Annotated in this window: 27 protein-coding genes; 14 read left to right on the top strand and 13 right to left on the bottom strand. The window is 66.0% G+C overall.

All coding sequences use genetic code 11. The features are described 5' to 3' along the window. Positions 1 to 2: 2 nt before the first annotated feature. Positions 3 to 164 carry a hypothetical protein gene (locus tag LFT45_RS19110; RefSeq protein WP_236805152.1) on the bottom strand — a complete coding sequence of 54 codons (162 nt, stop codon included), beginning with the start codon at positions 162 to 164 and terminating at the stop codon, positions 3 to 5. 254 nt (positions 165 to 418) lie between these two features. Between LFT45_RS19110 and LFT45_RS19105 the strand changes: the two genes are divergently transcribed. After that, a complete protein-coding gene (locus LFT45_RS19105) occupies positions 419 to 1030 on the top strand; it encodes an NADPH-dependent FMN reductase (RefSeq protein ID WP_236805151.1) in 612 nt (203 codons plus the stop codon). Between the two features lie 84 nt (positions 1031 to 1114). Here LFT45_RS19105 and LFT45_RS19100 read toward each other — a convergent pair whose 3' ends face one another. The 3 genes from LFT45_RS19100 to LFT45_RS19090 are packed head-to-tail and all read right to left on the bottom strand — an operon-like array spanning position 1115 to position 5337. Then, entirely contained in the window at positions 1115 to 2638 is a 1524-nt protein-coding gene (locus tag LFT45_RS19100; RefSeq protein ID WP_236809441.1) for an acetyl-CoA carboxylase carboxyltransferase subunit alpha/beta, read from the bottom strand. A 20-nt stretch (positions 2639 to 2658) separates the two neighbouring features. Further along, positions 2659 to 3897 (bottom strand): CaiB/BaiF CoA transferase family protein, encoded by a 1239-nt coding sequence (locus tag LFT45_RS19095; protein WP_236805150.1) that lies wholly within the window; start codon positions 3895 to 3897, stop codon positions 2659 to 2661. Between the two features lie 51 nt (positions 3898 to 3948). After that, positions 3949 to 5337 (bottom strand): SLC13 family permease, encoded by a 1389-nt coding sequence (locus tag LFT45_RS19090; RefSeq protein WP_236805149.1) that lies wholly within the window; start codon positions 5335 to 5337, stop codon positions 3949 to 3951. A 127-nt stretch (positions 5338 to 5464) separates the two neighbouring features. Here LFT45_RS19090 and LFT45_RS19085 point away from each other — a divergent pair, with 127 nt between their 5' ends. From LFT45_RS19085 to LFT45_RS19055, 6 genes are all read left to right on the top strand, one after another. Beyond that, positions 5465 to 6166, top strand: a complete 702-nt coding sequence (locus LFT45_RS19085; RefSeq protein ID WP_236805148.1) for a FadR/GntR family transcriptional regulator — start codon at positions 5465 to 5467, stop codon at positions 6164 to 6166. 4 nt (positions 6167 to 6170) lie between these two features. Continuing rightward, positions 6171 to 6902: a glutamine amidotransferase gene (locus LFT45_RS19080; RefSeq protein WP_236805147.1), complete on the top strand. Its 732-nt coding sequence runs from the start codon at positions 6171 to 6173 to the stop codon at positions 6900 to 6902. Between the two features lie 309 nt (positions 6903 to 7211). Continuing rightward, a complete protein-coding gene (locus LFT45_RS19070; protein ID WP_236805146.1) occupies positions 7212 to 7556 on the top strand; it encodes a hypothetical protein in 345 nt (114 codons plus the stop codon). Between the two features lie 235 nt (positions 7557 to 7791). After that, positions 7792 to 8190: a cupin domain-containing protein gene (locus LFT45_RS19065; RefSeq protein ID WP_236805145.1), complete on the top strand. Its 399-nt coding sequence runs from the start codon at positions 7792 to 7794 to the stop codon at positions 8188 to 8190. Positions 8191 to 8365: 175 nt separating this feature from the next. Then, complete coding sequence (locus tag LFT45_RS19060; protein ID WP_236805144.1) at positions 8366 to 9382, top strand: magnesium and cobalt transport protein CorA; 1017 nt, start codon at positions 8366 to 8368, stop codon at positions 9380 to 9382. 315 nt (positions 9383 to 9697) lie between these two features. After that, positions 9698 to 11761, top strand: coding sequence for an Ig-like domain-containing protein (locus LFT45_RS19055; protein ID WP_236805143.1), 2064 nt, complete (start codon positions 9698 to 9700; stop codon positions 11759 to 11761). Positions 11762 to 11855: 94 nt separating this feature from the next. On the opposite strand, the gene LFT45_RS19050 is transcribed toward LFT45_RS19055, so the two are convergent. Both LFT45_RS19050 and LFT45_RS19045 read right to left on the bottom strand, forming a co-directional pair. After that, a complete protein-coding gene (locus LFT45_RS19050) occupies positions 11856 to 12386 on the bottom strand; it encodes a hypothetical protein (RefSeq protein WP_236805142.1) in 531 nt (176 codons plus the stop codon). Positions 12387 to 12686: 300 nt separating this feature from the next. Continuing rightward, the gene (locus LFT45_RS19045; RefSeq protein ID WP_236805141.1) at positions 12687 to 13523 is read right to left on the bottom strand and encodes an alpha/beta fold hydrolase; all 837 of its coding nucleotides are present in this window, start codon (positions 13521 to 13523) and stop codon (positions 12687 to 12689) included. A 142-nt stretch (positions 13524 to 13665) separates the two neighbouring features. Here LFT45_RS19045 and LFT45_RS19040 point away from each other — a divergent pair, with 142 nt between their 5' ends. From LFT45_RS19040 to LFT45_RS19030, 3 genes are read left to right on the top strand one after another with little or no spacing between them, the layout of a single operon-like run. Then, a complete protein-coding gene (locus LFT45_RS19040; protein WP_236805140.1) occupies positions 13666 to 14700 on the top strand; it encodes an LLM class flavin-dependent oxidoreductase in 1035 nt (344 codons plus the stop codon). Positions 14701 to 14740: 40 nt separating this feature from the next. Continuing rightward, entirely contained in the window at positions 14741 to 15283 is a 543-nt protein-coding gene (locus LFT45_RS19035; RefSeq protein ID WP_236805139.1) for a hypothetical protein, read from the top strand. Between the two features lie 40 nt (positions 15284 to 15323). Further along, on the top strand, positions 15324 to 15569 hold the full coding sequence (locus LFT45_RS19030) for a hypothetical protein (protein ID WP_236805138.1): 246 nt from the start codon (positions 15324 to 15326) through the stop codon (positions 15567 to 15569). Here LFT45_RS19030 and LFT45_RS19025 read toward each other — a convergent pair whose 3' ends face one another. The 3 genes from LFT45_RS19025 to LFT45_RS19015 all read right to left on the bottom strand — a co-directional run bounded on the left by LFT45_RS19025 (position 15570) and on the right by LFT45_RS19015 (position 17148). After that, positions 15570 to 16235 (bottom strand): nucleoside/nucleotide kinase family protein, encoded by a 666-nt coding sequence (locus LFT45_RS19025; RefSeq protein WP_236805137.1) that lies wholly within the window; start codon positions 16233 to 16235, stop codon positions 15570 to 15572. A gap of 54 nt (positions 16236 to 16289) precedes the next feature. Then, positions 16290 to 16763, bottom strand: a complete 474-nt coding sequence (locus LFT45_RS19020; RefSeq protein ID WP_236805136.1) for a sensor histidine kinase — start codon at positions 16761 to 16763, stop codon at positions 16290 to 16292. A 154-nt stretch (positions 16764 to 16917) separates the two neighbouring features. Continuing rightward, positions 16918 to 17148 carry a hypothetical protein gene (locus LFT45_RS19015; protein ID WP_236805135.1) on the bottom strand — a complete coding sequence of 77 codons (231 nt, stop codon included), beginning with the start codon at positions 17146 to 17148 and terminating at the stop codon, positions 16918 to 16920. Between the two features lie 156 nt (positions 17149 to 17304). Between LFT45_RS19015 and LFT45_RS19010 the strand changes: the two genes are divergently transcribed. Next, a complete protein-coding gene (locus tag LFT45_RS19010; RefSeq protein ID WP_236805134.1) occupies positions 17305 to 17919 on the top strand; it encodes a TetR/AcrR family transcriptional regulator in 615 nt (204 codons plus the stop codon). A 60-nt stretch (positions 17920 to 17979) separates the two neighbouring features. Here the strand turns inward: LFT45_RS19010 and LFT45_RS19005 are convergent, their stop codons facing one another. Together LFT45_RS19005 and LFT45_RS19000 are read right to left on the bottom strand one after the other, a co-directional pair. Then, complete coding sequence (locus tag LFT45_RS19005) at positions 17980 to 18471, bottom strand: hypothetical protein (RefSeq protein WP_236805133.1); 492 nt, start codon at positions 18469 to 18471, stop codon at positions 17980 to 17982. Beyond that, complete coding sequence (locus tag LFT45_RS19000; protein ID WP_236805132.1) at positions 18461 to 18649, bottom strand: hypothetical protein; 189 nt, start codon at positions 18647 to 18649, stop codon at positions 18461 to 18463. The genes LFT45_RS19005 and LFT45_RS19000 overlap by 11 nt, the downstream gene beginning before the upstream one ends. Before the next feature lie 379 nt (positions 18650 to 19028). On the opposite strand from LFT45_RS19000, the gene LFT45_RS18995 reads away from it, so the two are divergent. Next, positions 19029 to 19517, top strand: coding sequence for an Hsp20/alpha crystallin family protein (locus LFT45_RS18995; protein ID WP_236805131.1), 489 nt, complete (start codon positions 19029 to 19031; stop codon positions 19515 to 19517). Positions 19518 to 19523: 6 nt separating this feature from the next. On the opposite strand, the gene LFT45_RS18990 is transcribed toward LFT45_RS18995, so the two are convergent. Continuing rightward, the gene (locus LFT45_RS18990) at positions 19524 to 20267 is read right to left on the bottom strand and encodes a GAF and ANTAR domain-containing protein (RefSeq protein ID WP_236805130.1); all 744 of its coding nucleotides are present in this window, start codon (positions 20265 to 20267) and stop codon (positions 19524 to 19526) included. Between the two features lie 289 nt (positions 20268 to 20556). On the opposite strand from LFT45_RS18990, the gene LFT45_RS18985 reads away from it, so the two are divergent. Beyond that, the gene (locus LFT45_RS18985) at positions 20557 to 21429 is read left to right on the top strand and encodes an NAD-dependent epimerase/dehydratase family protein (protein ID WP_236805129.1); all 873 of its coding nucleotides are present in this window, start codon (positions 20557 to 20559) and stop codon (positions 21427 to 21429) included. A gap of 9 nt (positions 21430 to 21438) precedes the next feature. Here the strand turns inward: LFT45_RS18985 and LFT45_RS18980 are convergent, their stop codons facing one another. Beyond that, the gene (locus LFT45_RS18980) at positions 21439 to 22173 is read right to left on the bottom strand and encodes a FadR/GntR family transcriptional regulator (RefSeq protein ID WP_236805128.1); all 735 of its coding nucleotides are present in this window, start codon (positions 22171 to 22173) and stop codon (positions 21439 to 21441) included. Positions 22174 to 22304: 131 nt separating this feature from the next. On the opposite strand from LFT45_RS18980, the gene LFT45_RS18975 reads away from it, so the two are divergent. After that, complete coding sequence (locus tag LFT45_RS18975) at positions 22305 to 23591, top strand: ABC transporter substrate-binding protein (protein ID WP_236805127.1); 1287 nt, start codon at positions 22305 to 22307, stop codon at positions 23589 to 23591. The last annotated feature ends 24 nt before the right edge of the window (positions 23592 to 23615 follow it).

Here is a 23615-nt window from a genome sequence, read left to right as displayed (position 1 = left end):
CGTCAGGATGTCCCCGCAGGCTTGGGCGCAGGTTCTGCGACGTCGTCAGCACCTTCCGCCGGATCCTGCGAATGCATGCGGATGTCGGTGGGGTCTGCCGTTTCATCCCCTTCGGCTGGGGCCTCGCTGTGGATGCGCTGCAGCGACTCCGGGATCTCGCTCATGACTGCCGCTCCTCTGTTGCGGGTGGGTGGTGTGGCCATCGCTTACGTTCATCTAGCTACCGCGCCAGTCACACTGTCAAGGACCGGCGCCTGCGCTCTGGCCGGGGCTGGTGTTCTGTGCTGAACTGTGGGGGTCGCCCTGGTTGAACTGCCGGGGTTGCACCCGAAATGCCCCCGCGGCTGCCAGCCGCAGCACTGCCCTTTGCACCGTTTACCCAGCCGGTCCGCGCCGGCTGTTGGGAAGGAACACCACTATGGCAACGCACAAGATCGGCTATTTCGTAGGGAGCCTGGCCAGCGGCTCCATCAACCGCACGCTCTCCCAGGCACTCATCAAGCTTGCCCCCGAGGACCTCGAGTTCACCGAGATCCCCATCAAGGACCTGCCGCTGTACAGCTACGACTACGACGCCGATTTCCCGCCCGAAGGACGTGCCCTCAAGGAGGCCGTCGAAGGCTCCGACGGCATCCTTTTTGTCTCGCCCGAATACAACCGCTCCATTCCGGGGGCGCTGAAGAACGCCATCGACTGGGGCTCCCGTCCCTGGGGCACCAACTCGTTCGCCCGCAAGCCCACCGGCATCATCGGCGCCTCGCCCGGGAGCATCGGCACAGCGGTGATGCAGTCTTCCATGCGGGCCGTGCTGAGCTTCCTGGACGCCCCGCAGCTCAATGCCCCAGAGGCGTACGTGAAGTTCAACCCGGACGTGTTCGGCAGCGACGGCGAGGTCAAGGACGAATCCACTGCGGCCTTCCTGCGCCACTACATGGAGGAGTACTGCGCCTTCGTCCAGCGTGTCCTGGCGGCCAATGCACCGGGCCACATCGGCGATCCGGAACCCGACACCCAGAAGCTTTCCCGCTGAGTCCCGAGTTTTTGTCCAGATAATGGCCGCTCGGAGGCTCCGAAGCCCCATTATCTGGACAAAAACTCCTTGCGGAGGCGGTTTCTAGAGGGGGAGGGGGACCAGGCCGCCGAGGTTGCGGTACTTTTCGAGCCGCTGCGGGAGGAGTTCGTCCACCCCGGCCGCCGAGAGCGCGGCCAGCTCGTACTCGATCGCCTGCCCCAGGCGCTGGCAGAAGGCCCTGCCCTCGTGGGCGGCGTCGGGGCGTTCGTCCACGATGTGCTCCACCATGCCGTGGGCGTGGAGTGAGGCGACGTTGACGCCCTGCGCCTCGGACATGGCCGGGGCAAACTCGGTGCTGCGGTGCACGATGGCGCTCGCGCCCTCGGGCGGCAGCGGGGACAGCCAGGCATGCTGGGCCGCGATGGTGCGGTCGGCAGGAAACAGCGCCAGCGCCCCGCCGCCGGTGCCCTGGCCCATCAGGACGGACACCGTGGGGGAGTTCAGGCCGATGAGATCCTGCAGGGACCGCGCGATTTCGCCGGCGAGCCCGCCTTCTTCCGCTTCCTTGGACAGTGCCGCGCCGCCGGTGTCGATCACCGTCACCAGGGGCAGCCCGAGCTCCTCGGCCAGCCGCATGCCGCGGCGGGCTTCGCGCAGCGACGCCGGACCCATGGCGGTCTGCTGGGAGGGCCGGGGACGGGTGTGCCCGATCACCACGCAGGACTTCTGCCCGAAGCGGGCCAGAGCCAGCAGCAGCCCCGGGTCCTTTTCGCCCTGGCCGGTGCCGTTGAGTGGAAGCACGTCGCGGGCGCCGTAGGCGAGTAGTTGCCGCAGGTCCGGGCGGCGCGGGTTCCGGGAGATTTCAATCGATTCCCAGGCTCCGGCGTCGGACGGTTTTACGGACAGTGTCCGCGGCGGCCGGATCTGCGCGGGAGGGCCGGCGACGAGGATGCTCAGGGCGCGGTCGACGACGTCGGACAGCTGCCACGGCGGGACCACAGCGTCCACGAGCCCCTTGTCGAAGAGGTTCTCGGCCACCTGGACGTTCTCCGGAAACGGTGCGCCGTAGAGCGCCTCGTAGACCCGTGGCCCCAGGAACCCGAGGAGGGAGCCGGGTTCGGCCACGGTGATGTGCCCGAGGGAGCCCCACGAGGCCATGACGCCCCCGGTGGTGGGGTGCCGGAGATAGACCAGGTACGGCAGGCCCGCCTGCCGGTGTGCCCGGACCGCCGCGCTGATTTTCACCATGGAGAGGAACGCGATGGTGCCCTCCTGCATGCGGGTGCCGCCCGACGCCGGACCGGCCAGGAGCGGGAGCCCTTCCCGGGTGGCGCGCTCGACGGCGTTCACGATCCGTTCCGCTGCGGCGAGGCCGATGGAGCCGGCCAGGAACCGGAACTCGCTGACAATGACGGCCACCCGGCGGCCGCGGATGAGGCCCTCACCGGTGAGGACGGATTCGTCGACGCCGGTCTTCTCCCGGGCCGCCGCCAGCTCCTTCCGGTATTCCGGGCTGGGATCCGGGTCCACCACGGGCGAGTCCCAGGATTGGTAGGAGCCGGGATCGAGCACGGTGGCGATGAGTTCGGCAGCATCAAGGTGCCGAACCTTCTGGCCTGTGCCCATACTCTGATCAGCCGCCATGCTCAGCGGCCTTCCCCGGAGGCGGCGGCAGCGGCGGCGTCGGCCGGGACAAGCCCCAGCCACTGACGGATCTGATCGCCGTCCTGGTCCAGCAGCGGCGGAGCCGTGTGGGCCTTGAGCGTGGTTTCCGCGGTGTCCGCGGCGCTGAAGAAGCGCAGCGGCGGACCCGGCAGGGTGACGTTGCCGAGGATCTTGTGGGCGACGTCGATCACCAGTCCCTGGGAGTGGACCTGTTCCCACTCATAGACCTCGTCCAGGGTCCGCACCTTTCCGGCCGGGATCCCGGCGTCGTTCAGCTTCGCGAGCAGCGGTTCCGCCTCGTAATCGGCGAACGCGCGCTCCACCTCCTCGATGACCTTTTCCCGGTTCCGGACGCGCTCTGCGTTGGACGCAAACTCCGGACGGTCGGCGTCGATACCGAACGCCGCAGCGAACGTGCGCCACAGCTTCTCGCTGCCCACGCTGATCTGCACGCGGCCCTGCCGGCAGTGGAACAGGCCGTATGGGGCGATGGACGGATGGTGGTTGCCCTGCGCCTTGGGCACCTCACCCGCAACGGTGGCGCGCGTGCCCTGGAACGCGTGGACACCGATCAGCGCGGCGAGCAGGGACGTCCGCACGATCTGCCCCTGGCCGGTGCGCTCGCGCTGCAGCAGTGCCGCCAGCGTGCCGAACGCCCCGTACATGCCGGAGAGCAGGTCCGCGATGGGAACGCCCACCCGCTGCGGATCGTCCGGACCGGAACCGGTCAGGGACATCAGCCCGGCCTCACCCTGCAGGATCTGGTCGTAGCCGCTGCGGCGTGACTCGGGGCCGTCGTGGCCGAAACCGGTGATGGACAGGACCACCAGGGCAGGGTTCAGCGCGTGCATCTCCGCGGCGGAGAAGCCGAGCCGGTCCAGCACGCCGGGGCGGAAGTTTTCGATGACGACGTCGGCGCGTTCCAGCAGTTCACGCAGCACCGTCCGCCCGTCGTCGCTCTTCAGGTCCAGGGCGATGGATTCCTTGTTGCGGTTGCAGGAGAGGAAGTACGTGGCCTGGGGATCATCCTCGGGGCCGACGAAGGGCGGCCCCCAGCCGCGCGTATCATCCCCGGTGCCGGGGTTCTCAACCTTGATAACCCGTGCGCCGAGGTCCGCGAGCATCATGCCGGCGTGGGGTCCGGCCAGTGCGCGGCTCAGGTCCACCACAAGGTAGCCGGCGAGGGGCCCTTCGGGCTGGGGCGTGGATTCATGGCTCATGCTGGGTGTTCCTTCTCTTGCTTGAGGGGCTGGTGGTGCTGTTCGGGCCGGCTACATCCAGCCGGGGAGGACCATGACCAGCCAGGCGATGGCGGGGCCGGCGACGACGACGATGCCGCTGTACGCCAGGATCTGCTTGTAGAACTTGTCCTTGTCCACGTCCTCCGGGGCGTTGGCCAGTACCAGGGCTCCGTTGGTGGAGAACGGCGAGACGTCCACGATGGTGGCAGCGACGGCCAGGGCGGCGATCACGCCGACGGCACCGATTTCGCCGCTGGACAGGAACGGGACGGCCAGCGGGATGAGCGCGGCAAGGATGGCCGTGGAGGAGGCGAAGGCCGAGACAATGGCGCCGATGTAGCAGATCAGCAGGGCCGCGAGCAGGGGCATCCCGAGGTGGGCGACGCCGTCGGAGACGAACTTGATGGTACCGGCTTCCTCGAGGACGCCCACGAAGGTGAGCATGCCGCAGATGAGGAGGACGGTGGACCAGCTGATCTTGTTGATGGCGCCCTTCTGGGCGGCCGGTGAGACGAGTGCCAGGACCATGGCGATGGTGATGGAGACGAAGCCGACGTCCACCTTGAAGCCCAGCGAGATGACGGCCAGGGCGATCAGGCCGGCGATGGTGACCAGCTGCGGAACAGTGGCGCGGGCACCGCCGGCATCGGCGGACTTGGCGGCAGAAGAGGCGCCGGAGGTTCCCTTGGCTGCCACGCCGGAGGAGGAGATGTCGGTGCCGGAGCCCCTCAGGGTGGCACCGGCGGCGCGGGCGCCGACGCTGACGGCCATCCTGGACTCGGCGGCCTGTTCAACGAGCCGGCCGGTCTTCGTGGAGAGCAGTTTGCTGCCGCCCAGGACGATGAAGAGCACTACAGCGATGGCGAGGTTGAAGATGAAGCTGGCGAGGAAGATCGCCATCGGACTGGCTTCCAGGTCCGTCTTGGCGATGATGCCGTTGACCGTGACGCCGTAGACGGCGATCGGGGAGAAGCCGCCGGCCTGCGCGCCGTGGATGACCATCATGCCCATCATCAGCGGATTGATCTTGTGCTTCGCCGCGAAGCTCAGGGCGATCGGGGCGATGATCGCGACGGCGGCGGGGGACAGGGCGCCGACGCCGGTGATGACAGCCGTGATGGCGAACATGACCCACGGGATGAGCGCCACCTTGCTGCCCACCATTCGGACCGCGCCGCGGACCAGCAGGTCGATGGTGCCGTTGTTCTGGGCGATCGCGAAGAGATAGGTGACCCCGACGATCGTCAGGAACAGGCCGCCGGGGAAGTTGGCGAGAATGTCGCTGGTGGACATTCCGAGCACCACCGAGCCCAGCAGGAACGCGCCTACAAAAGCCAGGGCGCCCATGTTGAGGGGCAGCACAGTGGCCAGCAGGAACATCACCGCCAGGATGATGATGGAGAGGACGGGAGCGGACATCGTTGTGCCTCCGGGGTGAGAAATGATGTGATGTGGCTTACAAGCCCACTGGCCTAGCCTCCTAGACACTAGGTGACTTTGTCAATACTCCTCCGCTAAGCTGGACCCAAACGCCGGAAGGACGCGCATGCCAAGGAAGACAGCAACGCAACAGATTTCCCGTGTCGCCCGGCCCCGGCTCTACGAACAGCTCGTGGAGCAGCTCATGGATTTCATCGAGTCCGCGCAGCTGGGGCCCGGGGACACCCTTCCCGCCGAGCGGGACCTGGCCGAGCGGCTGGGAGTCTCGCGGGCCACACTTGCCCAGGCGTTGGTGGCCCTGGAAGTCCTGGGCGTGATCGATGTCCAGCACGGCACCGGCGCGGTGCTTGTCTACCGGCCCAACGTTCCCTCGGTACTCAAGGGACTTCGGGAGCACCGCAGCCGCCTTCCCGAGATTGTCGAGGCCCGCAGCACGCTCGAGGTCAAGCTGGCCGAGCTTGCCGCCGAGCGCCGCACCGAGGAGGACATGCAGGCGATCGACAAGGCCCTGGACGTCATGGCGGAAGAGGTGGCCTCGGGTGCGAAGGGGGCCCACGGCGACGAGCTGTTCCACCAGGCCATCACCGCCGCCGCGCACTCCGGCGTGCTTGCCCAGCTCATGACCTTCATCGCCGAGATGATCCTCGAAACGCGGCTCGAATCGCTGGGACAGCCCGGCCGGCCGGAGCAGTCACTTGCATCCCACCGCAAAATCGCGGACGCCATCCGGGTCCAGGACCCGGAGGCCGCCGCGGCGGCGATGCTGGACCACATCATCCTCGTGTCCGACGTCGCCCTGCTGAAATAAGCCCGTGAAGCCGTTTCTGCTGCTCGCCTCGCGGGCCGAGGACGTCGCCGCGGACGATGAATACGAGTCGTACCTGCGCTTTTGCGGGCTGGAACCGCACCAGCTGAAGCGGATCCGGATGGAGCGCGCGCCCCTGCCGGAACTGGATCTGGATGACTATTCGGGCGTCATCGTGGGCGGCAGCCCGTTCACCTCGAGCGACCCGCCCGAAAAGAAGACCGAAGCCCAGCATCGGGTGGAGCGCGAACTGTCCGGGCTGCTGGACCGCATCGTGGCGGAGGACTTCCCGTTCCTGGGCGCCTGCTACGGCGTCGGCACCCTCGGCCTGCACCAGGGCGCCGTGATCGACCGGACCTACGGCGAGCAGCTGGGCGGCGTGACCGTCAGCCTGAGTCCGGAGGGCCTGCAGGATCCGCTGCTGGCCGGCCTTCCCGCACAGTTCACCGCGTTCACGGGCCACAAGGAAGGGTGCACGGTCCTGCCCGCGCACGCGGTGCTGCTGGCCAGCTCCGCCGCCTGCCCCGTGCACATGTTCCGGATCAAGCAGAACCTGTACGCCACGCAGTTCCACCCGGAGCTCGACGCCGAAGGCCTGGTGACCAGGATTGATATCTACCGCCACGCCGGATACTTCCCGCCCGAATCCGCCGAGGAGCTGATGGCGGAAGCCCGGACGTACACGGCCACCGAACCCATGAAGATCCTGCGGAACTTCGTAAAGCTCTACGGCCGGTAACCTCCGGCCCGGGCTCGGGGCGGGCCCTGTCGCTGGAACCGCGGCAACCAGGCTGACGGGAAGCAGCAGCAGGCGCTCGCCGGCTCTGTGGCTGCGTTTGCCGGCTTCCTCGTCAACGACCCCACCCACCTGCCGGACCATCTGCTGTCCCGCATTGCCCACAAACACGTGTCACTGGGGCTGAGCCCCGACCAGTACGACATAGTCCATGACAACCTGGCGGGTCACCGAAAAAATCCAGGAGACCGACGACGTCATCACCTTCGTGGTCGAGCGCACCGATGAGCGCGAGGTCAAACCGTCGCTGCCATGTCCGGCTCGCAACGGAAAGTGTTGTTCCTCCATGCGGGCGACTCGATGGCATCGTTCGCGCTCCGCAACCAGGTGGCGGCGGACCTCAAGAAGATGCCTTATGCTTCCATGTCAACGTGGCTCCTGAATCCGGAAGGGGCGGACGGCGCGGAGGGGGAGGTGCACACCGGATTCATGGATATCCGGGCCGCGAACCTGCCGGAGGACGCCGAATATTACCTGTGCGGACCGGTGGTCTTCATGCAGTCCGTCCGCACAGCGCTCATTGCCGCCGGCGTCCCGGCAAAGGATATCCAGTACGAAGTCTTCGGTCCGGATCCCTGGCTGGCCGACTACCAATAGGACCAGCCGGACGCCGGCGAATTCCCATTGACTTCATCCTGCAGAGGTCTACGGTTGAACTACCTCAACATGTGATCTGTTGAGTGCGTGCGCGTGCGGCGAGGGGGAAGCCACACCAAAAAGATGCGGCTGTTGTGCTGTCACGTTCGGCGGCAGCCCGCACCTCGCCAGCGTGGGCCTCTCCCGGAAGCCGCCTTCAAATTTCAGGTCTCAACCAAATCTGCAGGTACCGTTCATGACCGCCAATTTCGTTACCGCCCTTGCCGTCAAATCCTTCAATGAACCGGACAAGAAGAGGTGCCCGGACAAAGCCGAGGTGGACCTGGTCAGCGTCAACGACTTCTCCGTTGCCCGGCTGATCCTCGCCCCCGGCTGGCGCTGGTCCGAATGCACCAAGCCCACCGAACAAACGCCCTTCTGCCAGCACAACCACCTCGGGTTCTGCATCTCCGGTGTCATGGAGGTGGAGACACCTGAGGGGGCCCGCTCCTCGATCCGCGCCAATGACACCTATGCGATTCCTCCGGGACACGATGAGTGGGTGGTGGGTTCCGAGCCGTTCGTGGCCGTTGAGTTCCTCGGCGCGGCATCGTTCGGGCGGCCGGTCAGCCGCGGCCTGCACGCCCGCATCTGACCCTGCCACCCTGAACCCTGCCACTCTGAACCCTGCCACCCTGAACCCCAGCACTTGGCCGCCGGCAGCTGAGCCGGCGGTCCTTGTGGCGCGGGCACGTACCTTATTGGCACGGCGTCCGGGAAGGGATAACGTCACTGCCATGGGATGCCGTTCCAGCTGAGGAGGCGCCGCTGTGGCCATCATCGACAACGCGGTGTACGTGGATGGGCACCGGACGGCGGATCCCGAAGGACTGGAGGAGACATACTTCCTGCTGCGGCAACGCGAGGGCATGGCCTGGATCGGGCTCTACCGGCCGGACCCGCGCGAACTGCGGTCAGTGGCGGACGAATTCGACCTGAGCCCGCTTGCGGTTGAAGATGCGCTGACCGGGCACCAGCGCGCCAAGCTGGAGCATTACGGTGAAACGCTCTTCCTGGTCCTGCGCCCGGCGCGGTACCTCGACGACGTCGAAAAGGTGGAGTTCGGCGAGATCCACGTTTTTGCCGGCCCGGACTTCGTGGTTACTGTCCGCCGTGCGGAGTCCCCGGACCTGGCACGGGTCCGCCGCCGCATGGAATCGCAGCCGGAGTTCCTTGCCCTGGGTCCCGATGCCGTGCTGTACGCCATCCTGGACCAGGTGGTTGACGAGTACGAGCCGGTTGCGGCAGGCCTGGAAAACGACATCGACGAGATCGAGGACGAACTGTTCGGCGCGGACCCTGAGGTGTCCCGCCGAATCTACGAACTGTCCCGCCAGGTCATCACGGTGCAGCGGGCCACCGGGCCGCTCGCCGGAATCCTGCAGGCACTGGTCACCGGAACGCCGGACCACCACCCCGGCCCCGAACTCCAGGACCACCTCCGCGATGTGCTGGACCACGTCCTGCGGCTCAATGACCGGATCGCATCCTTCCGGGCCCTGCTGCAGAACGCGCTCGCGGTCAATGCGGCCCTCGTTGCCCAGCGCCAGAACGACGAGATGCGCCGCCTCACCGAGTCCAGCTTCGCGCAGAGCGAGCAGGTCAAGAGGATCTCTTCCTGGGCGGCCATCCTCTTCGCCCCCACGCTCATCGGCACCATCTACGGGATGAACTTCCATACGATGCCTGAACTGGACTGGATCTTCGGCTATCCCATGGCGCTGGGGCTGATGATCGGCATGGGACTGGTCCTGTACGCCACGTTCAAGCACAACAACTGGATCTAGAACCGACGGCGCACCCGTCGGACACCCCATGTGGGTGGGAACAGCAGACCTGCGGCTCCGGCCGCAGGTCTGCCTTTTTCCTCAGGCAAACGCAGGATTTTGCCGGGTTTAGCGCAGCCCTCAAAGCTTCGCCGAAGGTTCGGGCCAGCAACGGGGTTGCGGCGGGCGGCGGAAAATACACTGGAATCAGCTTCCTCTGGCTTTCCCCGCCGGCCCTCAGTTCGTTCGAAGGAACCCACAATTAGCGCTTCGTCTGTTCTCCGTCCTGCCCTGGCTGCGCTGCTGCTGACGGCCCTGGCTGCCCCTATCGCCGGAGTGTCAGCCGGTGCTGCCGCCTCCGAAACCGGGGCGGGAGCACCGGCTGCCCGCTACATCGTGCGCTACTCCGCCGGGACCGACGTTTCCTCGGCCGTGCGGAACCTGGGCTCGAGGAACATCGCCGTGGGACGCACGTTCGCCAAAGCCATCAAGGGCGCCGTGGTGACGGCAACGCCCGGGCAGGCGGCAGGCCTGTTACGCTCGGCGGGCGTTGCCGCCGTCGAACTGGATGCCCCTGTGACGGCCGCCGACACCCAGCAGTCCGCAACGTGGGGCCTGGACCGTATTGATCAGCGCACCCTGCCGCTGTCCGGGACCTACACCTCGGCGTCCACCGGCGCCGGCGTGAGCGCGTACGTGGTCGACTCCGGCGTGCTGTCTGCGCACGCGGAGTTCGGCGGCCGCGTTGCTCCGGGGTGGTCGGCGATTTCCGACGGACTGGGCACAGGGGACTGCAACGGCCACGGCACGCACGTTGCCGGCACCATCGCGGGAAAGACCTACGGCGTGGCCAAGGCGGCCACCGTGGTTCCCGTCCGCGTGCTGGACTGCAATGGCTCAGGCTTCAACTCGGATGTGATTGCCGGGCTGGAGTGGGTGGCCTCGCACCACCAGGCCGGAACCCCGGCGGTGGCTAACCTGAGCCTCGGCAGCAGCACCAGCGCCATGGTGGACGCTGCGGTGCAGGGCATCATCAGCGACGGCGTCACCGCAATGGTAGCCGCCGGAAATTCCGCAACCGATGCGTGCAACAGCTCCCCGGCCCGCGTTGCCGGCGCGCTGACCGTTGCCGCGAGCGACTCCGCGGACAAGCAGGCGGCGTTCTCCAACTACGGCAGCTGCGTTGACCTGTTCGCGCCGGGCGTCAGCATTAAGTCCGCCTCCTCCAGCTCGACCACGGCGACGGCCCTGATGAGCGGCACCTCGATGGCATCCCCGCACGTTGCTGGCGCCGCAGCGGTGGTGCTGTCCCGGTCGCCGGGCCTGGCGCCGGCGGACGTGGCGGCGAAGCTGCTTTCCGAAGCCACCTCCGGCGCGGTCTCCGCAGCCACCGCGGGAACACCTAACCGGTTGCTGTTCACCGACTCTTCCGCTGCCGTCCTCACCGCACCGTCCGTGTCCGCGCTCACCCCGGCGGCCAACTCCTCAGGCGCCGCCGTGGCAGCAAACGTTACCGCCACCTTCCGTACCGCCGTCCAGGGCGTAAACGGTTCCACCTTCGTCCTTCGGAACGCCGCCGGCGCAGCGGTGGCCGCTGCCGTCAGCTACGACGCCGCCACGCGTACCGCAACGCTGAACCCCGGGGGGCTGCTCGACGCGTCGCAGAAATACACGGCAACAATGACCGGCGGACCCTCGGCCGTCCGCGACGCCGCAGGCACCCCGTTCGTGACGGGCAGCTGGTCCTTCATCACCGCCGCAGCCCCGACGGTCACGGCGCGCACGCCCGGTGCGAACGGCACCGCCGTTGCCGCCGGAAGCAACATCACGGCCACCTTCAGCACGGCTGTCCAGGGCGTTACCGGCAACAGCTTCCTCGTGAAGAACGCGGCCGGGACCGTGGTGCCGGCTGCCGTTACCTACAGCGCCACCACCCGGACTGCGACCCTGAACCCCGCAGCCATCCTCGCCAACGATGCCAAGTACACGGTGACGCTCAGCGGGGGAGCCGCCGCCATCCGCGACACCGCAGGCACCCCGCTGACAACTACCAGCTGGACGTTCACCACCGGCCCCGCCCCGGTCATCACGGCCATGACGCCGCGTCCGGGCGCCACGCTGGTGCGACGGCCCAGCAACATCGCGGTGACCTTCAGTGAGGCCATCCAGGGCGCAAGCACCACCACCGTCACGCTCAAGAACGCCGCCACCGGTGCCACGGTGACGGCCACCGTTTCCCGCAACGGCAGCACGAACCAGTGGATTCTGGACCCCTCGGCTACCCTGGCCGCGCGGACCAAATACGCGGTGACCGTGACCGGGGGCTCCACGGCCGTCCGTGACCTGGCGGGCAACCCGCTGAAATCGGCTGGCTGGACCTTCACCACCGGTTCTCTCTGAGAAAGCACGCAGAGGCCGACGGCGGCACCCGGGTGCCGCCGTCGGACTTTTCGGTTAGTTGGGAAACAGGGTCAGCCTGAAACTCCTGGCCGTGTCAGTAGCGGCCGAAGTCGACCGTCCCATAGGCGCTGTCTTTCTTGGTTACGGTGTGGGAGTACTTGCCGCCCTTTTCCTTGTAGCTGATCTTGACGACGTGGTAGACCTTCTCCTCGCCACCCTTGCGGCCGGTGTCCTTGACCTCGGCTTTGGTGTGCTTTGTGACCTTGTCCTTAACGTTGTCAATCTTGCCGGAGCGGTCCTTGATCAGCACCCACTTGCCGTGTTTCTTCTGGAAGATCCAGTGGTCAAACTTCACGTCGGTCTTTTTGTCGCACCAGACTTTGAACTCGAACTTTACGTCCGCCGAGTTTTTCTTGGAGTACTTGCCGTAGTCCGCTTTCTCATGCACGTCCTTGGCCTTAACCCAGCACTCGATCTTTTTGTCTGGTTTGGCGTCGTAGCCGGCAGCCGATGCCGGACCTGCGACCGCAAGGGAACCCCCGATAAGGCTCAGGGATGCCGCTGATACCAAGGCGAGCCGGGTTGCCATGGGGCGCCGCTGCCGTGATGGCATGGTGGTTGTCATTGTTTCTCCTGCGAGGTGTGTGTTCGGGCATCGCTGGCCGATCACGTGACGCGTGGAGACCTATCAACCACTTCTGTCCGCTTTATGATCGTCCACCCGGGCAGCCGGGTGGGCCTGGTAACCGGACCCGCAAGACTATTGCTGGTCCGGTGTTCAAATTTTACCCCCGGAAGTGGGTGTCAACCCTTATTTACCGGAACTGTCAACCAGTAACGGTTGTTTCACACGGTTTTGGCCACCTGTCGAGGCCGACGGCGGCACCCGGGTGCCGCCATCGGCTGCCCCTCCTTTTGCGGCGGGCTACTTGCGCAGGAAGCCGAGCAGGGTCTCGTTGACCTCTGCTGCGTGGGTCCAGAGGAGGCCGTGCGGGGCGCCGTCGATCTCCACGTAGTCGGCCTCCGGCAGGGCCTTGGTGAACTCCCGGCCGGTGGCGTCAATCGGCAGGATGTTGTCCGCCGTGCCGTGCACGATCAGGGCCGGGACATCGATCTTCGGGATATCGGCGCGGAAGTCGGTGATCCAGGTGGGCTGGGCGGCCACCGAGGCGAATGCACCGGAGCTGGCGGCGAGGTTCCAGCTGGCCTTGACGGACTCCTCGCTCAGGCGGGGCGTGCCCAGGAAGGTGTCGCTGTTGTAGAAGTTCTTGAAGAACTCGGTGAAGAAGGCGTAACGGTCCGCTTTGACTGCCTCGGCAAGGCCATCGAAGACCGACTGCGGCACCCCGGTGGGGTTGTCGTCGGCCTGCAGGAGGTAGGGCTCCAGCGATCCCAGGAAGGCAGCCTTGGACACGCGGGCCGACCCGAACGTAGAGAGGTACCGGGCCACCTCGCCTGTTCCCATGGAGAAGCCCACCAGCACCGCGTCGTTGAGGTCCAGGGTGGTCAGAACGGTGTTGAGGTCGCCCGCGAAGGTGTCGTAATCGTAGCCGGCGGTGGGCTTGCTGGACTTGCCGAAGCCGCGGCGGTCGTACGTGATGACGCGGTAGCCGGCGTCGAGCAAGGCGGCGGTCTGCTTCTCCCAGGAGGATCCGTCCAGGGGATAGCCGTGGATGAGGACAACAGCCTGTCCGGTTCCGTGGTCTTCGTAGTAGAGCTCGATATCGGTGCTGTTTTCCTGTCCAACGGTGATGAAAGCCATGTCTAAAATCCCTTCGGTCTCGCGAGAACGGACGTCCTCAAGCGGTGTTACCAACCTATCGGGATCGCACCCCGGTGCGCAGGGTCTGTCACAGGGCGTAGCCTGCAGGAATGGCAGCGGCGGCCCGGATGTTGAGAACGGCATGAAACGAATTGGCTTCCTGTCCTTCGGCCACTGGGGACCGGTGCAGGGTTCCCGCACAAGGACTGCTCGGGATGCGCTGCTGCAGGGGATTGAGCTGGCCGTGGCCGCGGAGGAGCTTGGCATCGATGGCGCGTTTTTCCGTGTGCACCATTTTGCGCGCCAGCAGGCGTCACCGTTCCCGCTGCTTGCGGCGGCCGCAGCCCGCACCAGCCGCATTGAGCTCGGCACTGCGGTCATCGACATGCGGTACGAGAATCCGCTGTACATGGCGGAGGAGGCCGCGGCAACGGACCTCATCAGCGGCGGCCGGCTCCAGCTCGGCATCAGCAGGGGTTCACCCGAGCCCGCACGGAACGGTGCGGGGGCATTCGGCCATGTGCCGCGAAACGGCGAGACGGACGCCGACATGGCACGCCGGCATGCGGAGGAGTTCCGCCGGGCCATAGCCGGCGCAGGAGTGGTGGAGGCTGACCCGCGGTACGCCGGCGGCGCCACCGGGCTGCTGCCGGTCCAGCCCCGGTCCGAGGGGCTGCCCGAACGGATCTGGTGGGGCGCCGGGACCCGGAAAACGGCGGTCTGGGCGGCCGAGCAGGGGATGAACCTGATGAGTTCCACCCTGCTGACCGAGGATACCGGGGTGCCGTTCCACGAGCTCCAGGCCGAGCAGATCGCGATGTTCCGCGGAGCGTGGGCGGCGGCCGGGCATGGCCATGAGCCGCGGGTTTCAGTCAGCCGCAGCGTCCTGCCGCTGGTCGACGACGAGGACCGGCAGTACTTCGGCCTGAGTGCCCTCCGCGAAGGCAGGGACCAGGTGGGTGCCCTCGACGGCACCCTTTCCCGCTTCGGCAAAAGCTATATCGGGGAGCCGGACGTCATCGCCCGGGAACTCGCCGCCGACACCGCGGTGCAGGCCGCGGACACGCTCCTGCTCACCGTCCCCAACCAGCTCGGCGTGGAGTACAACGCCAAACTCCTGGGGACCATCGCCCGGCACGTGGCCCCGGCGCTGGGATGGGCACCCGTGCGGGCGTAATCTACAGGGATCGGACGGTTCCTCCCGAAGGGCGGCTGCCATGGACGCGGATCACGCTCCTGCAGGCCAAAATCTCCACTACGGCCAGAATCACGACGGCGGCCAGAGCGCCCGGCGGCTGGCCGCGGTCCTGCTCGCGGCCGGCGTCGTGGTGTCCTTCGCCGCCCCCCTGCATCCGGAAGGGGCGAATGCGAACGACCACGCTGCAGCGTTCGCCGAGTACGCCCGCAGCAATCTGTGGATCGTCGTGCACCTGCGGCAGTTTGCGGGAATGGCAGCCTTGATTGCGGGACTGCTGGTGCTGGGGTCCGTAGCCGGCGGCAGACCCGTGCGTTCATGCTGGCCGGCACGGCTCGGCAACTGGGCCGCGGCCGCCGCGCTTGCCCTCTATGGTGCCCTTCAGGCAGTGGACGGTGTGGCATTGAAGCACTCCGTGGACGCCTGGGCTGCCGCCCAAGGAGCCGAGAAAGCCGTTCGCTTTGCGGCTGCGGAGGACATGCGCTGGCTCGAGTGGCGCTCATCCTGGTCTGGACGCTCTGGCTCCTGGCAAGCTCGCTGCGCAGATCCTAGGCCCGGTGCCTAGACTGGGACGCGACCGGCATTTCCCAGTGAGAGGCAGTGGTATGACCGACAGCAAGCGCAACGCGGGAGAACCAAGCGACCTCCGGGGCCCCGGCGACCCGGACGCCGTCGAACAGCAGCAGCCCCATCCCGAGGCGGGTACGGCACGCAACATCCGTGAGGAACAGATGACACAGCCGGGCGGAACAGTGCCCGCCAGCTACGTGGGCAGTGGAGCGCCGGAGAGCGAGCATAAGCCGGAAGAGGCCGCGAACGAATCCGGCATGTGGGACGCCGAGGACACGTAGCTAAAACCAGGGGATGATCCTGTCGGCGCGGGAGCGTGTGGCTTCGATCAGGCGCGCATTGGCCGCGTCCGGCCCGTTTGCCCAGGCCTCGGCCGCAGCGCGGTCCATGCCATAGAACATGTGCCGTTTAACCAGCCGGGCAAGGCGCAGTTCATGCGGCGTGTCGATGAACCACACCTCATCCAACTGTGCCCGCACCTGCTGCCAGCGGGGATCGGAGCTGAGCAGGTAGTTGCCCTCGGTGATGATGACGGGGAGGGCGGCCGGGATGGCCAGCGATGCGGCCACGGGCTCATCGATTGTCCGCCGGAAGTCGGGCGCATACACCACGTCCTCGTCCCGGCGCGCAAGCCGCTGCAGGAGCGAAAGGTAGCCCCCGACGTCGAACGTGTCCGGCGCGCCTTTGCGCTGCCGTAGGGGAGTGCCGTCAATAATGGCGTTGCCCAGGTGAAAACCGTCCATGGGCACCACAAGGGCGGACTCGGGGCCGAGTGCGTCGGCCAGGCAGGCCGAGAAGGTGGATTTTCCGGACCCCGGGGAACCAGCCACACCGAGGAGAATCCGCCTTCCAGTGCTCAGCCGGCTGCGTAGTCCGGCCAGAGCCTGCTGGATTTCCACGGATTCGAAAGCCCGGACGGCGCGGGGCTCGGCGTTCGGCAGGGTCATGTACAGCATCCTAAGCGAGGCCCGGGACGCAGGCGTGCCGCGATGCGCTGCGGTTCAGTCGAGCGGAATGGTGATGGTGATGGCCGTGCCGGTGCCCGGAGCCGAGGTGATGTCCACGGTCCCGCCCACTTCATCGACCGCCTGCGAGATGGTCCTGAGTCCGTGGCCGTTGACGTGTCCCGCTGCAGGCGAAACCGATTCGAAGCCCGTGCCGTTGTCGGCGACCATGAGGCGGATGCCGTGGAATACGGCGGTAAGCCGGACAGTGACATCGGTGGCGTGCGCATGCCTGAACGTGTTGCTCAGCGCCTCCTGTGCGGACTGGTAAAGCACCGACGCGCAGCCGGACGAGATCTCCACGCCGTGGTGGGGAGTCTCCCAGTGCACGCAGGTACCCTCGCGGCGCAGGGGGACTGTGAGCCTGTCGATGCAGCCGGCGAGCCCCAGCCGGTAAAAGTCCAGCGGCTGGCGATCGGTGATGACACCGCCGACTTCGACGACTTCCTCGAGAGTTGCTGATTGGTTCATGACGCCCCCCGCTTCCTGGCGGTCCTTGTTGCATGCTGTCCCTGGAAAATCACTCCTCCAGGGCTGATGCTTAAGGGTGGCGCGGGCAGATCAGGCTCGCCGCAGGTTTACCCCGGGATGCAATCAAGTTTCCGCGAGGTCTTGCGCGCAGCTACTAGGCCATCCATGGCTGCATCGCCTGCTGCGGATACGTGACGGCGTCGGCCGCGTCCAGGACCTCCAGGGCAGTCATGTGTGCCGCCGCGGCTACTTCGCGGATCGGCTTGCCGTGGGTTACGGCCGCCGCCACTGCGTGCTGCAGGGTTGCAGCCGCGGGGTCGTGCTCTACTATTGCGGATTCCAGCGTCGCCACGGCCTCTTCCACCGCGCGCATGTCTTCGTCCATCGGTACCCTCCTGTTCCTGCCCCATTGCAGTGACGCCCGCGGCTCGGGATCCGGCGCTGTTGCCAGGACGCGGTTTCCAAGACGAAGGGTCATGTTCCTAAAACAATAAGACAGACAGGTCTGTCTCTACTAGTACCAAGGTACACTGATTCTCTGATGAGTGCTCCTGATGCAACCGGGGATGCCTTGCTTCCTCTAGGAGTGCGTACCGGCCATAGTGAACCAGTGGACCGGATCCTGGCCACCGCCTACGAACTTTTTTCCCACCGTGGTGTCCGCGACGTCGGAATCAATGAGCTGATTGAACGGTCGGGCGTGGCCAAGTCCACGTTCTACCGCCACTTTCCCTCCAAGGACGCACTGGTTCTGGCTTTTCTCGCACTCCGTGACCAGGTTTGGACCGTGGACCTGATTGTCTCCGAGGCGAGGCGCAGGGGGACCACCCCCGAAGGGCGCCTGCTGGCCATCTTTGACGTCTTCGGTGACTGGTTCCAGCGTGACGATTTTGAGGCGTGCACCTTCATCAACGTCCTCCTGGAGATGGGCCCGGATCATCCGCTTGGCGAGGCCAGCATCGGTTACCTCGCCAGAATCCGCGGGCACATCCAGGCGCTCGCCGAGGAGGCGGGACTCGAACGCCCTGACGAATTCGCGCGCTCCTGGCACATCCTGATGAAGGGCTCCATCATCTCCGCAACGGAAGGCGACTTCCTCGCTTCCAAGCGGGCGCAGCAGATGGCAGGCTGGCTGATCGGGCACCACCGGAGCTGACACTGCCGGAGGCCGGCCGCCGCCAGGCCCGTCCTGCGGCCCGCCCTCTTCAGCGGCCGGTCAACATCCTTCGCGCCGCAGCAGGTTCCGCAGCGGGGCCGGGAGCCACCTCGACTTCGATCCTTCACCTGAGTCCCCGCTGCCTTGCGTGGGCCGGTCCGCCGCACCAGCCGCGAAGTAGTCTGCGCCCGCCGGGAGGAAGCCGCCCGCCGGAAGACTGTCTCCGTCCGCCGCCAGGCTGTCGCCGCCCGCGGCCGGCGGAAGGCAGGCGTTCTCGCTCAGGTGGCACAGCAGCGCCTGCTCGGGGGACCCCGGATGCAGGGCCAGGTGCTGCAGCAGTCGGTGCCTGGCTTCCGATTCCACATCCGTGGTGGCGAGGATGTCCAGGATGAGTTCGATGACCTGGGCGCGCATCACCGTCTTGTCGATCGACCTCAGCGATTCGCTGCAGAACTCCTCCAACTCATTCGCTGCATCCTCGGGGTAGCTCCCACGTTCGGAGGGGACGGTGAGCCGATTGGGCTCGCCAGGGGTGGCAGTGTTAGCGTCCATCAGGACCTCCGTGAATGGTCTCGTTTCCCGCCGTGAATTCTGCACTGGCTGATGTGGAGGCCTCCGCCACCACTACGCCTGGTTCCTTAAGAGGCGTGGGCTCCGCAACCGCCTGGTTCCAGACGTTGAGTGCTGCGAAAGCGACCACCGGAATGCACAGCAGTAACAGCGTCTTCACCGGGGGCTCCTCCTTTGGCTGCCTGATCCCTTGCATGGTGCCAATGTGCGGCATGCCTCCTGTGAAAAGCTCGGTGCCCGCACCCCTCGATAGCAGGTTCCGTGCGGATTCTGGGGGGTCCGGGCGGCGAAAACGTGCGCATTGGCGCACGGCCTGGAGCTGCAGCCGGAAACTTCCCGGGTTTTCCCAAGGAAATCTCAGGATCGGTGCCAGATCGGTGTCCTGCTGGCGGGGCCGGAGGCTGCATGGGCAGCGGTTGGCACGCGCCCCTACTGCGCCTTAACAAGCGCTCCGCAGGAGCGTAGCTTTGTGGTGTTGGGACCCGTTCCGGTCCTCCGCATCCTGCATTGGGGCCGGAAGCTGACAGGAGGTAAGAGCGATGACCAACATATTCAGGCGGGCCGGCGTGGATATCCCGGAACCCTTCCGCCGTTTCCTGGAGGGGGATATGGACGCGTGGCTCCGGGTGGAGGAATACCGGGAAGCCGGTTCCTTGGTGGTAAAGGCCGAAGCACCGGGCATCGATCCTGACAATGACGTCGACATCACCCTCGCCGGCAGCCAGCTGCAGATCACAGTCCGCCGTGAAGAAAAATCGGAGCACAAGGACAAGGAAGGGTACCGATCGGAATTTCGCTTCGGCACGTTTTCGCGAACGGTAAGCCTTCCCGGCCCGGTGAACCAGGAGGACATCCGCGCCTCGTACACCGACGGCGTTCTGGAAGTTCGCGTTCCGCTGTCCGAGGAGCCCGCTGCCGGAGCCAGGAAGGTCCGAGTCTCCAGGGGTGCGGGAACTGGCGGTACCGGAACCGGGGGTTCACGGGACATGGGTCAGGAACCCGAAGGGCAGAGTTTCGGTGGCCCCTAGGCTGGCTTAGCCTTGATAGTGGGTCTTCGCCGGGCCTTGGCCCAGCGAGTCAACGATCGACGTCGCAACGCTGTGCAACTTGATGTTGCGGGTGCTCGACGCTGCTTTGAGCAGCTCGAAGGCTTCCTCCTGGCTGCACCTGTTCTGCGCCATGATCACGCCAACGGCGACGTCGATTACCGTCCTGGTTTCCAGCGTGGCCTTGAGGTTGGCCGCGGCGTCGCTGTAATGGGCGAAGCGGACGGCCAGCCGGAGGGCCATTGAGGTCTGGCTGACGAAGTCCTGCGCCAGTTCCAGGACCCGGCCCTCGAAGCGGCCCTTTCGGTGCGAGTAAAGGTTCAGGGCGGCCCGGGTCTCGCCCTCGAGCACAAACGGGATGGCGAGGATGGAGCGCACGCCGTACCCCACGACCTTCTCGGCGTAGCTCTTCCAGCGATCGTGGTTTTCCAGGTCCGTGATATGGATCGTGACCTGCTCGCGCGACGCCGTCATGCAGGGGCCGTCGCCGAAGTCGTACTGGATCTCGTCCATGGCCTGCGCCTCGGGGCTGCTGCTTGCTACGGTTGCTGCCTTGCGGTGCCGCAGCAGGGTCACGCCGCAGAGGACCTCGTCGCCGGGTTCGGAGAGGCTGCGGGCGGAGATCCGGGCAAGTTCATGGAGGAATTCGCCCACGTCGGAGCTGCTGAGCACAAGCTCGTTGAGGTGCTCCGTGATTGAGGTTTCAGGTTTTGCGGTCGACTCGCTGGCCACGATTTTTCGGTACCGTTTCGCTCAGGTCAAGACGAACCGGCGGGCGCGCAGTGCAGGGGACCCCGTGGCCGGGGCGGTAGCAGCAAGCAAGGTGCCGGATCGAACAACAATCCAACGGCCTTCTGCTAAACCGTACCGAGAAAATATACACCAGTTCTTCATGAGCCATGGCAGCGGTTACAGCTGCGGGCCCTAGGCTGGGGGAAGGCGCCGGGCGGCGATAGCCGCTGCGGCCATCGGAGCACGGCGGCCCGGACCAGGGCCTGCCAGCGAACAGGAGGAGGCCGCGGTGAGAATTGCCGTAACGGGAGGCAGCGGAAAACTTGGACGGAACGTGGTCCGCAGGCTTGTGGAGGACGGCCATTCCGTCCTCAACCTGGACCGGACGGGGAGCCGGAGTCCACAGTTCGCCGCCGTGGATCTGCGCAACTACGGGCAGGTCGTTGACGTCATCATGGGCCTGGATGACCGGCACCAGGGCTTCGATGCGATAGTCCATCTGGGTGCCATTCCGGCTCCGGGCCTGGTGCCGGACGCCGCCACCTTCGAAAACAACATGCTGTCCACCTACAACGTGTTCCAGGCCGCGCGCAGGGCCGGCATCAGGAAAATCGTGTACGCGTCCAGTGAGACGGTGCTGGGACTGCCGTTCGACGTCGACCCTCCCTACATCCCCGTGGACGAGGAGTATCCGGCCCGGCCGGAAAGCACCTACTCGCTGGTGAAGCACCTGGAGGAGCAGATGGCCGTCCAGATGACGCGGTGGGACCCGGCGCTGAGCATCGTTGGCCTCCGGTTCTCCAACGTCATGGATCCGGAGGACTACGAGGAGTTTCCGTCCTTTGACCGGGACGCGGCCCTGCGCAAGTGGAACCTCTGGGGCTACATCGATGCGCGCGACGGCGCGCAGGCGGTGGCACGCGCGCTGGAATACCGCACACCGGGGTTCGAGGCGTTCATCATTGCCAACGAGGACACCGTCATGAGCCGCTCCAGCGCCAGCCTGGCGGCGGAGGTGTTCCCTCGGGTGAAGGTGACGAAGGAGCTCGGCGAGCATGAAACCCTGCTGTCCATCGACAAGGCCAAGCGGCTCCTCGGCTACGCGCCCGAGCACAGCTGGCGGAACTACCACTCGACCCGCACCACGCCCACCGAGGACTGAGCGGCGCGGTTAAGCGGGATCCCCCTGATGCCGGGACCAGATGTCGCCCATTTCCTGGGTGGACTGCTCAACGATCCTGCTCATGGCCGCGTGTGCAGCCTCGGCTTCACCGCGCTGGATGGCGCTGGCCACGTCCACATGCAGCTGCAGGGCCTCGTGGTGCGGAAGGTGCGGCACCAGGCCGTGTTCGGTGCGGCCGGAGAGAACTTCCCGCACCAGGTTGTGCAGCTGGGAGAACATGGGATTGCCCGATGTCCTGAGCACCGCAGCGTGAAACTCTATGTCCAGGGTGAGGAACTGCTCCTGTTTGTCGCCCTGCCCGGCCGCCCACAGCCGGGCTGCAAGCGATACGAGTTCGCTGCCGTCCTCCAGCGAGATGCGGCCCGCCGCGAGCCGTGCCGCTTGCGGTTCTATCGCGCCGCGGAGTTCGTTCAGCGCGCGCAGCTGGTCAAGCCGTCCCGGGGAGGCCAGGCGCCACCGGATGACCTGGGGATCGTAGAGATTCCAGCACTCTTCTTCCTGGACAACAGTTCCGAGCCGCCGCCTGGACTCCAGCATGCCCATGGAACAAAGCACTTTCGTTGCTTCCCGGACCACTGACCGGGCCACCTTGTGCTCGGCTTCCAGCTCATCGATCCGGAGGACCGTGCGCGGCGGGAGCGTGCCGTCGGCAATCGCCAGGCCAAGCCGTTCCAGAAACGACCCGGGCGAATCTCTGGAGGGCTCCGCCTGTGGAGTTTGCATAAATAAAGCATACGGGAACCAGGCCAAGGGTTGTTTAAGTCCGCCTTATTTGCCATGATCGCACCCTGAGCAAGTGCAATGATGCGTTTGGAGTGGCCGGAGGATTTCTGGTCCTGAGTCAAGGAGTCGTAATGAAGCGACGTTCAGTAGTGAAGTACGCGGCCGTTGCCGCGGCCCTCTCGATGGGGCTGACCGCCTGCGGCGGGGGCGGAGGCGGCGACTCGAAGGGGTCGGACACGGTCCGGGTCACCCTCGCCAACCATGTCTGGACAGAAGGCATCAAGGCTGCGATCCCCGAATTCGAAAAGTCCACCGGCCTCAAAGTGGAACTGACCCAGCTCGGTGAAGACCAGCTGTCCGACCAGTACAACGTCAAGCTTAACGCGGGCAGCGACGAAATCGACGTCATGATGTACCGGCCGCTTCAGGAGGGCAAGGCCTTCGGCAAGAACGGCTATCTGGCGGACCTGACCAGCAAGGTCGCCGAAGACGCGGACTGGAACTGGAAGGACTACCAGGACGGCCCCGTCAAGGCTTCGACGTATGAAGACAAGGTCATGGGCGTTCCGATCATCACCGAACGCGAGGTGCTCTACTACCGCAAGGACCTGCTGAAGGCCGCCGGCCTTGAGGTCCCCAAGACCATGGAGGAACTCGAGGCGGCAGCCAAGAAGATCGCCTCCACGGACACCGCCGGCTTCGTTGCCCGCACTGGCAAGTCCACCGCGGTCACCCAGTTCTCCAGCTTCCTGTACAGCTTCGGCGGCGACTTCACCGACGAAAGCGGCAAGTCCGCCGTCGGCAGCGAGGAAGCTAAGAAGGCCTACGCCTTCTACGGCGGGCTCATCAAGAACTACGGTCCCAAGAACGTCAGCACCGACATGAGCTGGCCCGAAGCCATGGCAATCTTCACCCAGGGCAAGGCCGCCTTCTACACGGAGGCGGACTCCCTCTACAAGAACGCCACGGACCCCGCCAAGTCCAAGGTGGCCGAAACCGTTGGCTTCGCGCCGCTCCCGGCCGGACCGGCGGGCTCCAAGCCGTACAACATCCCGTCGTGGGGCCTCGCGATCAACCAGTCTTCGGGCAACCAAGACAACGCCTGGAAGTTCATCAAGTGGGCCACCAGCAAGGATCGGACGCTCGAAGCACAGAAGGCCGGCGTCCCCGGGCCCCGGGCCTCTGTCTGGTCTGACCCGGCCGGTACTTCCACTTACCCCAAGGACCTTGCGGCCGCCATCGCAGTCAGCGCTGAAAAGGGCGTAGGCCACGACCGTCCGCTGGTCATCACCGTCGGCAAGGCCCGCGAAATCGTGGGCGAGCCCATCGTCGCTTCCATCACGGGCGCTGACGCTTCCGCCGCGGCCGACCAGGCCAACACCGCCTTCCAGAAGTTCCTGGACGACGAAAACAAGTAAGTAATGTGCGACGGCGGCACAACA

Origin of the sequence: Arthrobacter sp. FW305-BF8 (assembly GCF_021789315.1) — a bacterium.
Lineage (GTDB): Bacteria > Actinomycetota > Actinomycetes > Actinomycetales > Micrococcaceae > Arthrobacter.
The sequence above is the reverse complement of the archived record's forward strand: the minus strand, read 5'-3'. Positions and strand labels throughout refer to the sequence as shown.

Bases quoted from the DNA above. Each gene is read 5' to 3' on its own strand.
- LFT45_RS19110 (WP_236805152.1), bottom strand. From the start codon at position 164: ATGAGCGAGATCCCGGAGTCGCTGCAGCGCATCCACAGCGAGGCCCCA.
- LFT45_RS19105 (WP_236805151.1), top strand. From the start codon at position 419: ATGGCAACGCACAAGATCGGCTATTTCGTAGGGAGCCTGGCCAGCGGC.
- LFT45_RS19100 (WP_236809441.1), bottom strand. From the start codon at position 2,638: ATGGGCACAGGCCAGAAGGTTCGGCACCTTGATGCTGCCGAACTCATC.
- LFT45_RS19095 (WP_236805150.1), bottom strand. From the start codon at position 3,897: ATGAGCCATGAATCCACGCCCCAGCCCGAAGGGCCCCTCGCCGGCTAC.
- LFT45_RS19090 (WP_236805149.1), bottom strand. From the start codon at position 5,337: ATGTCCGCTCCCGTCCTCTCCATCATCATCCTGGCGGTGATGTTCCTG.
- LFT45_RS19085 (WP_236805148.1), top strand. From the start codon at position 5,465: ATGCCAAGGAAGACAGCAACGCAACAGATTTCCCGTGTCGCCCGGCCC.
- LFT45_RS19070 (WP_236805146.1), top strand. From the start codon at position 7,212: ATGTCCGGCTCGCAACGGAAAGTGTTGTTCCTCCATGCGGGCGACTCG.
- LFT45_RS19065 (WP_236805145.1), top strand. From the start codon at position 7,792: ATGACCGCCAATTTCGTTACCGCCCTTGCCGTCAAATCCTTCAATGAA.
- LFT45_RS19050 (WP_236805142.1), bottom strand. From the start codon at position 12,386: ATGACAACCACCATGCCATCACGGCAGCGGCGCCCCATGGCAACCCGG.
- LFT45_RS19045 (WP_236805141.1), bottom strand. From the start codon at position 13,523: ATGGCTTTCATCACCGTTGGACAGGAAAACAGCACCGATATCGAGCTC.
- LFT45_RS19040 (WP_236805140.1), top strand. From the start codon at position 13,666: ATGAAACGAATTGGCTTCCTGTCCTTCGGCCACTGGGGACCGGTGCAG.
- LFT45_RS19035 (WP_236805139.1), top strand. From the start codon at position 14,741: ATGGACGCGGATCACGCTCCTGCAGGCCAAAATCTCCACTACGGCCAG.
- LFT45_RS19030 (WP_236805138.1), top strand. From the start codon at position 15,324: ATGACCGACAGCAAGCGCAACGCGGGAGAACCAAGCGACCTCCGGGGC.
- LFT45_RS19025 (WP_236805137.1), bottom strand. From the start codon at position 16,235: ATGACCCTGCCGAACGCCGAGCCCCGCGCCGTCCGGGCTTTCGAATCC.
- LFT45_RS19020 (WP_236805136.1), bottom strand. From the start codon at position 16,763: ATGAACCAATCAGCAACTCTCGAGGAAGTCGTCGAAGTCGGCGGTGTC.
- LFT45_RS19015 (WP_236805135.1), bottom strand. From the start codon at position 17,148: ATGGACGAAGACATGCGCGCGGTGGAAGAGGCCGTGGCGACGCTGGAA.
- LFT45_RS19010 (WP_236805134.1), top strand. From the start codon at position 17,305: ATGAGTGCTCCTGATGCAACCGGGGATGCCTTGCTTCCTCTAGGAGTG.
- LFT45_RS19005 (WP_236805133.1), bottom strand. From the start codon at position 18,471: ATGGACGCTAACACTGCCACCCCTGGCGAGCCCAATCGGCTCACCGTC.
- LFT45_RS18995 (WP_236805131.1), top strand. From the start codon at position 19,029: ATGACCAACATATTCAGGCGGGCCGGCGTGGATATCCCGGAACCCTTC.
- LFT45_RS18980 (WP_236805128.1), bottom strand. From the start codon at position 22,173: ATGCAAACTCCACAGGCGGAGCCCTCCAGAGATTCGCCCGGGTCGTTT.
- LFT45_RS18975 (WP_236805127.1), top strand. From the start codon at position 22,305: ATGAAGCGACGTTCAGTAGTGAAGTACGCGGCCGTTGCCGCGGCCCTC.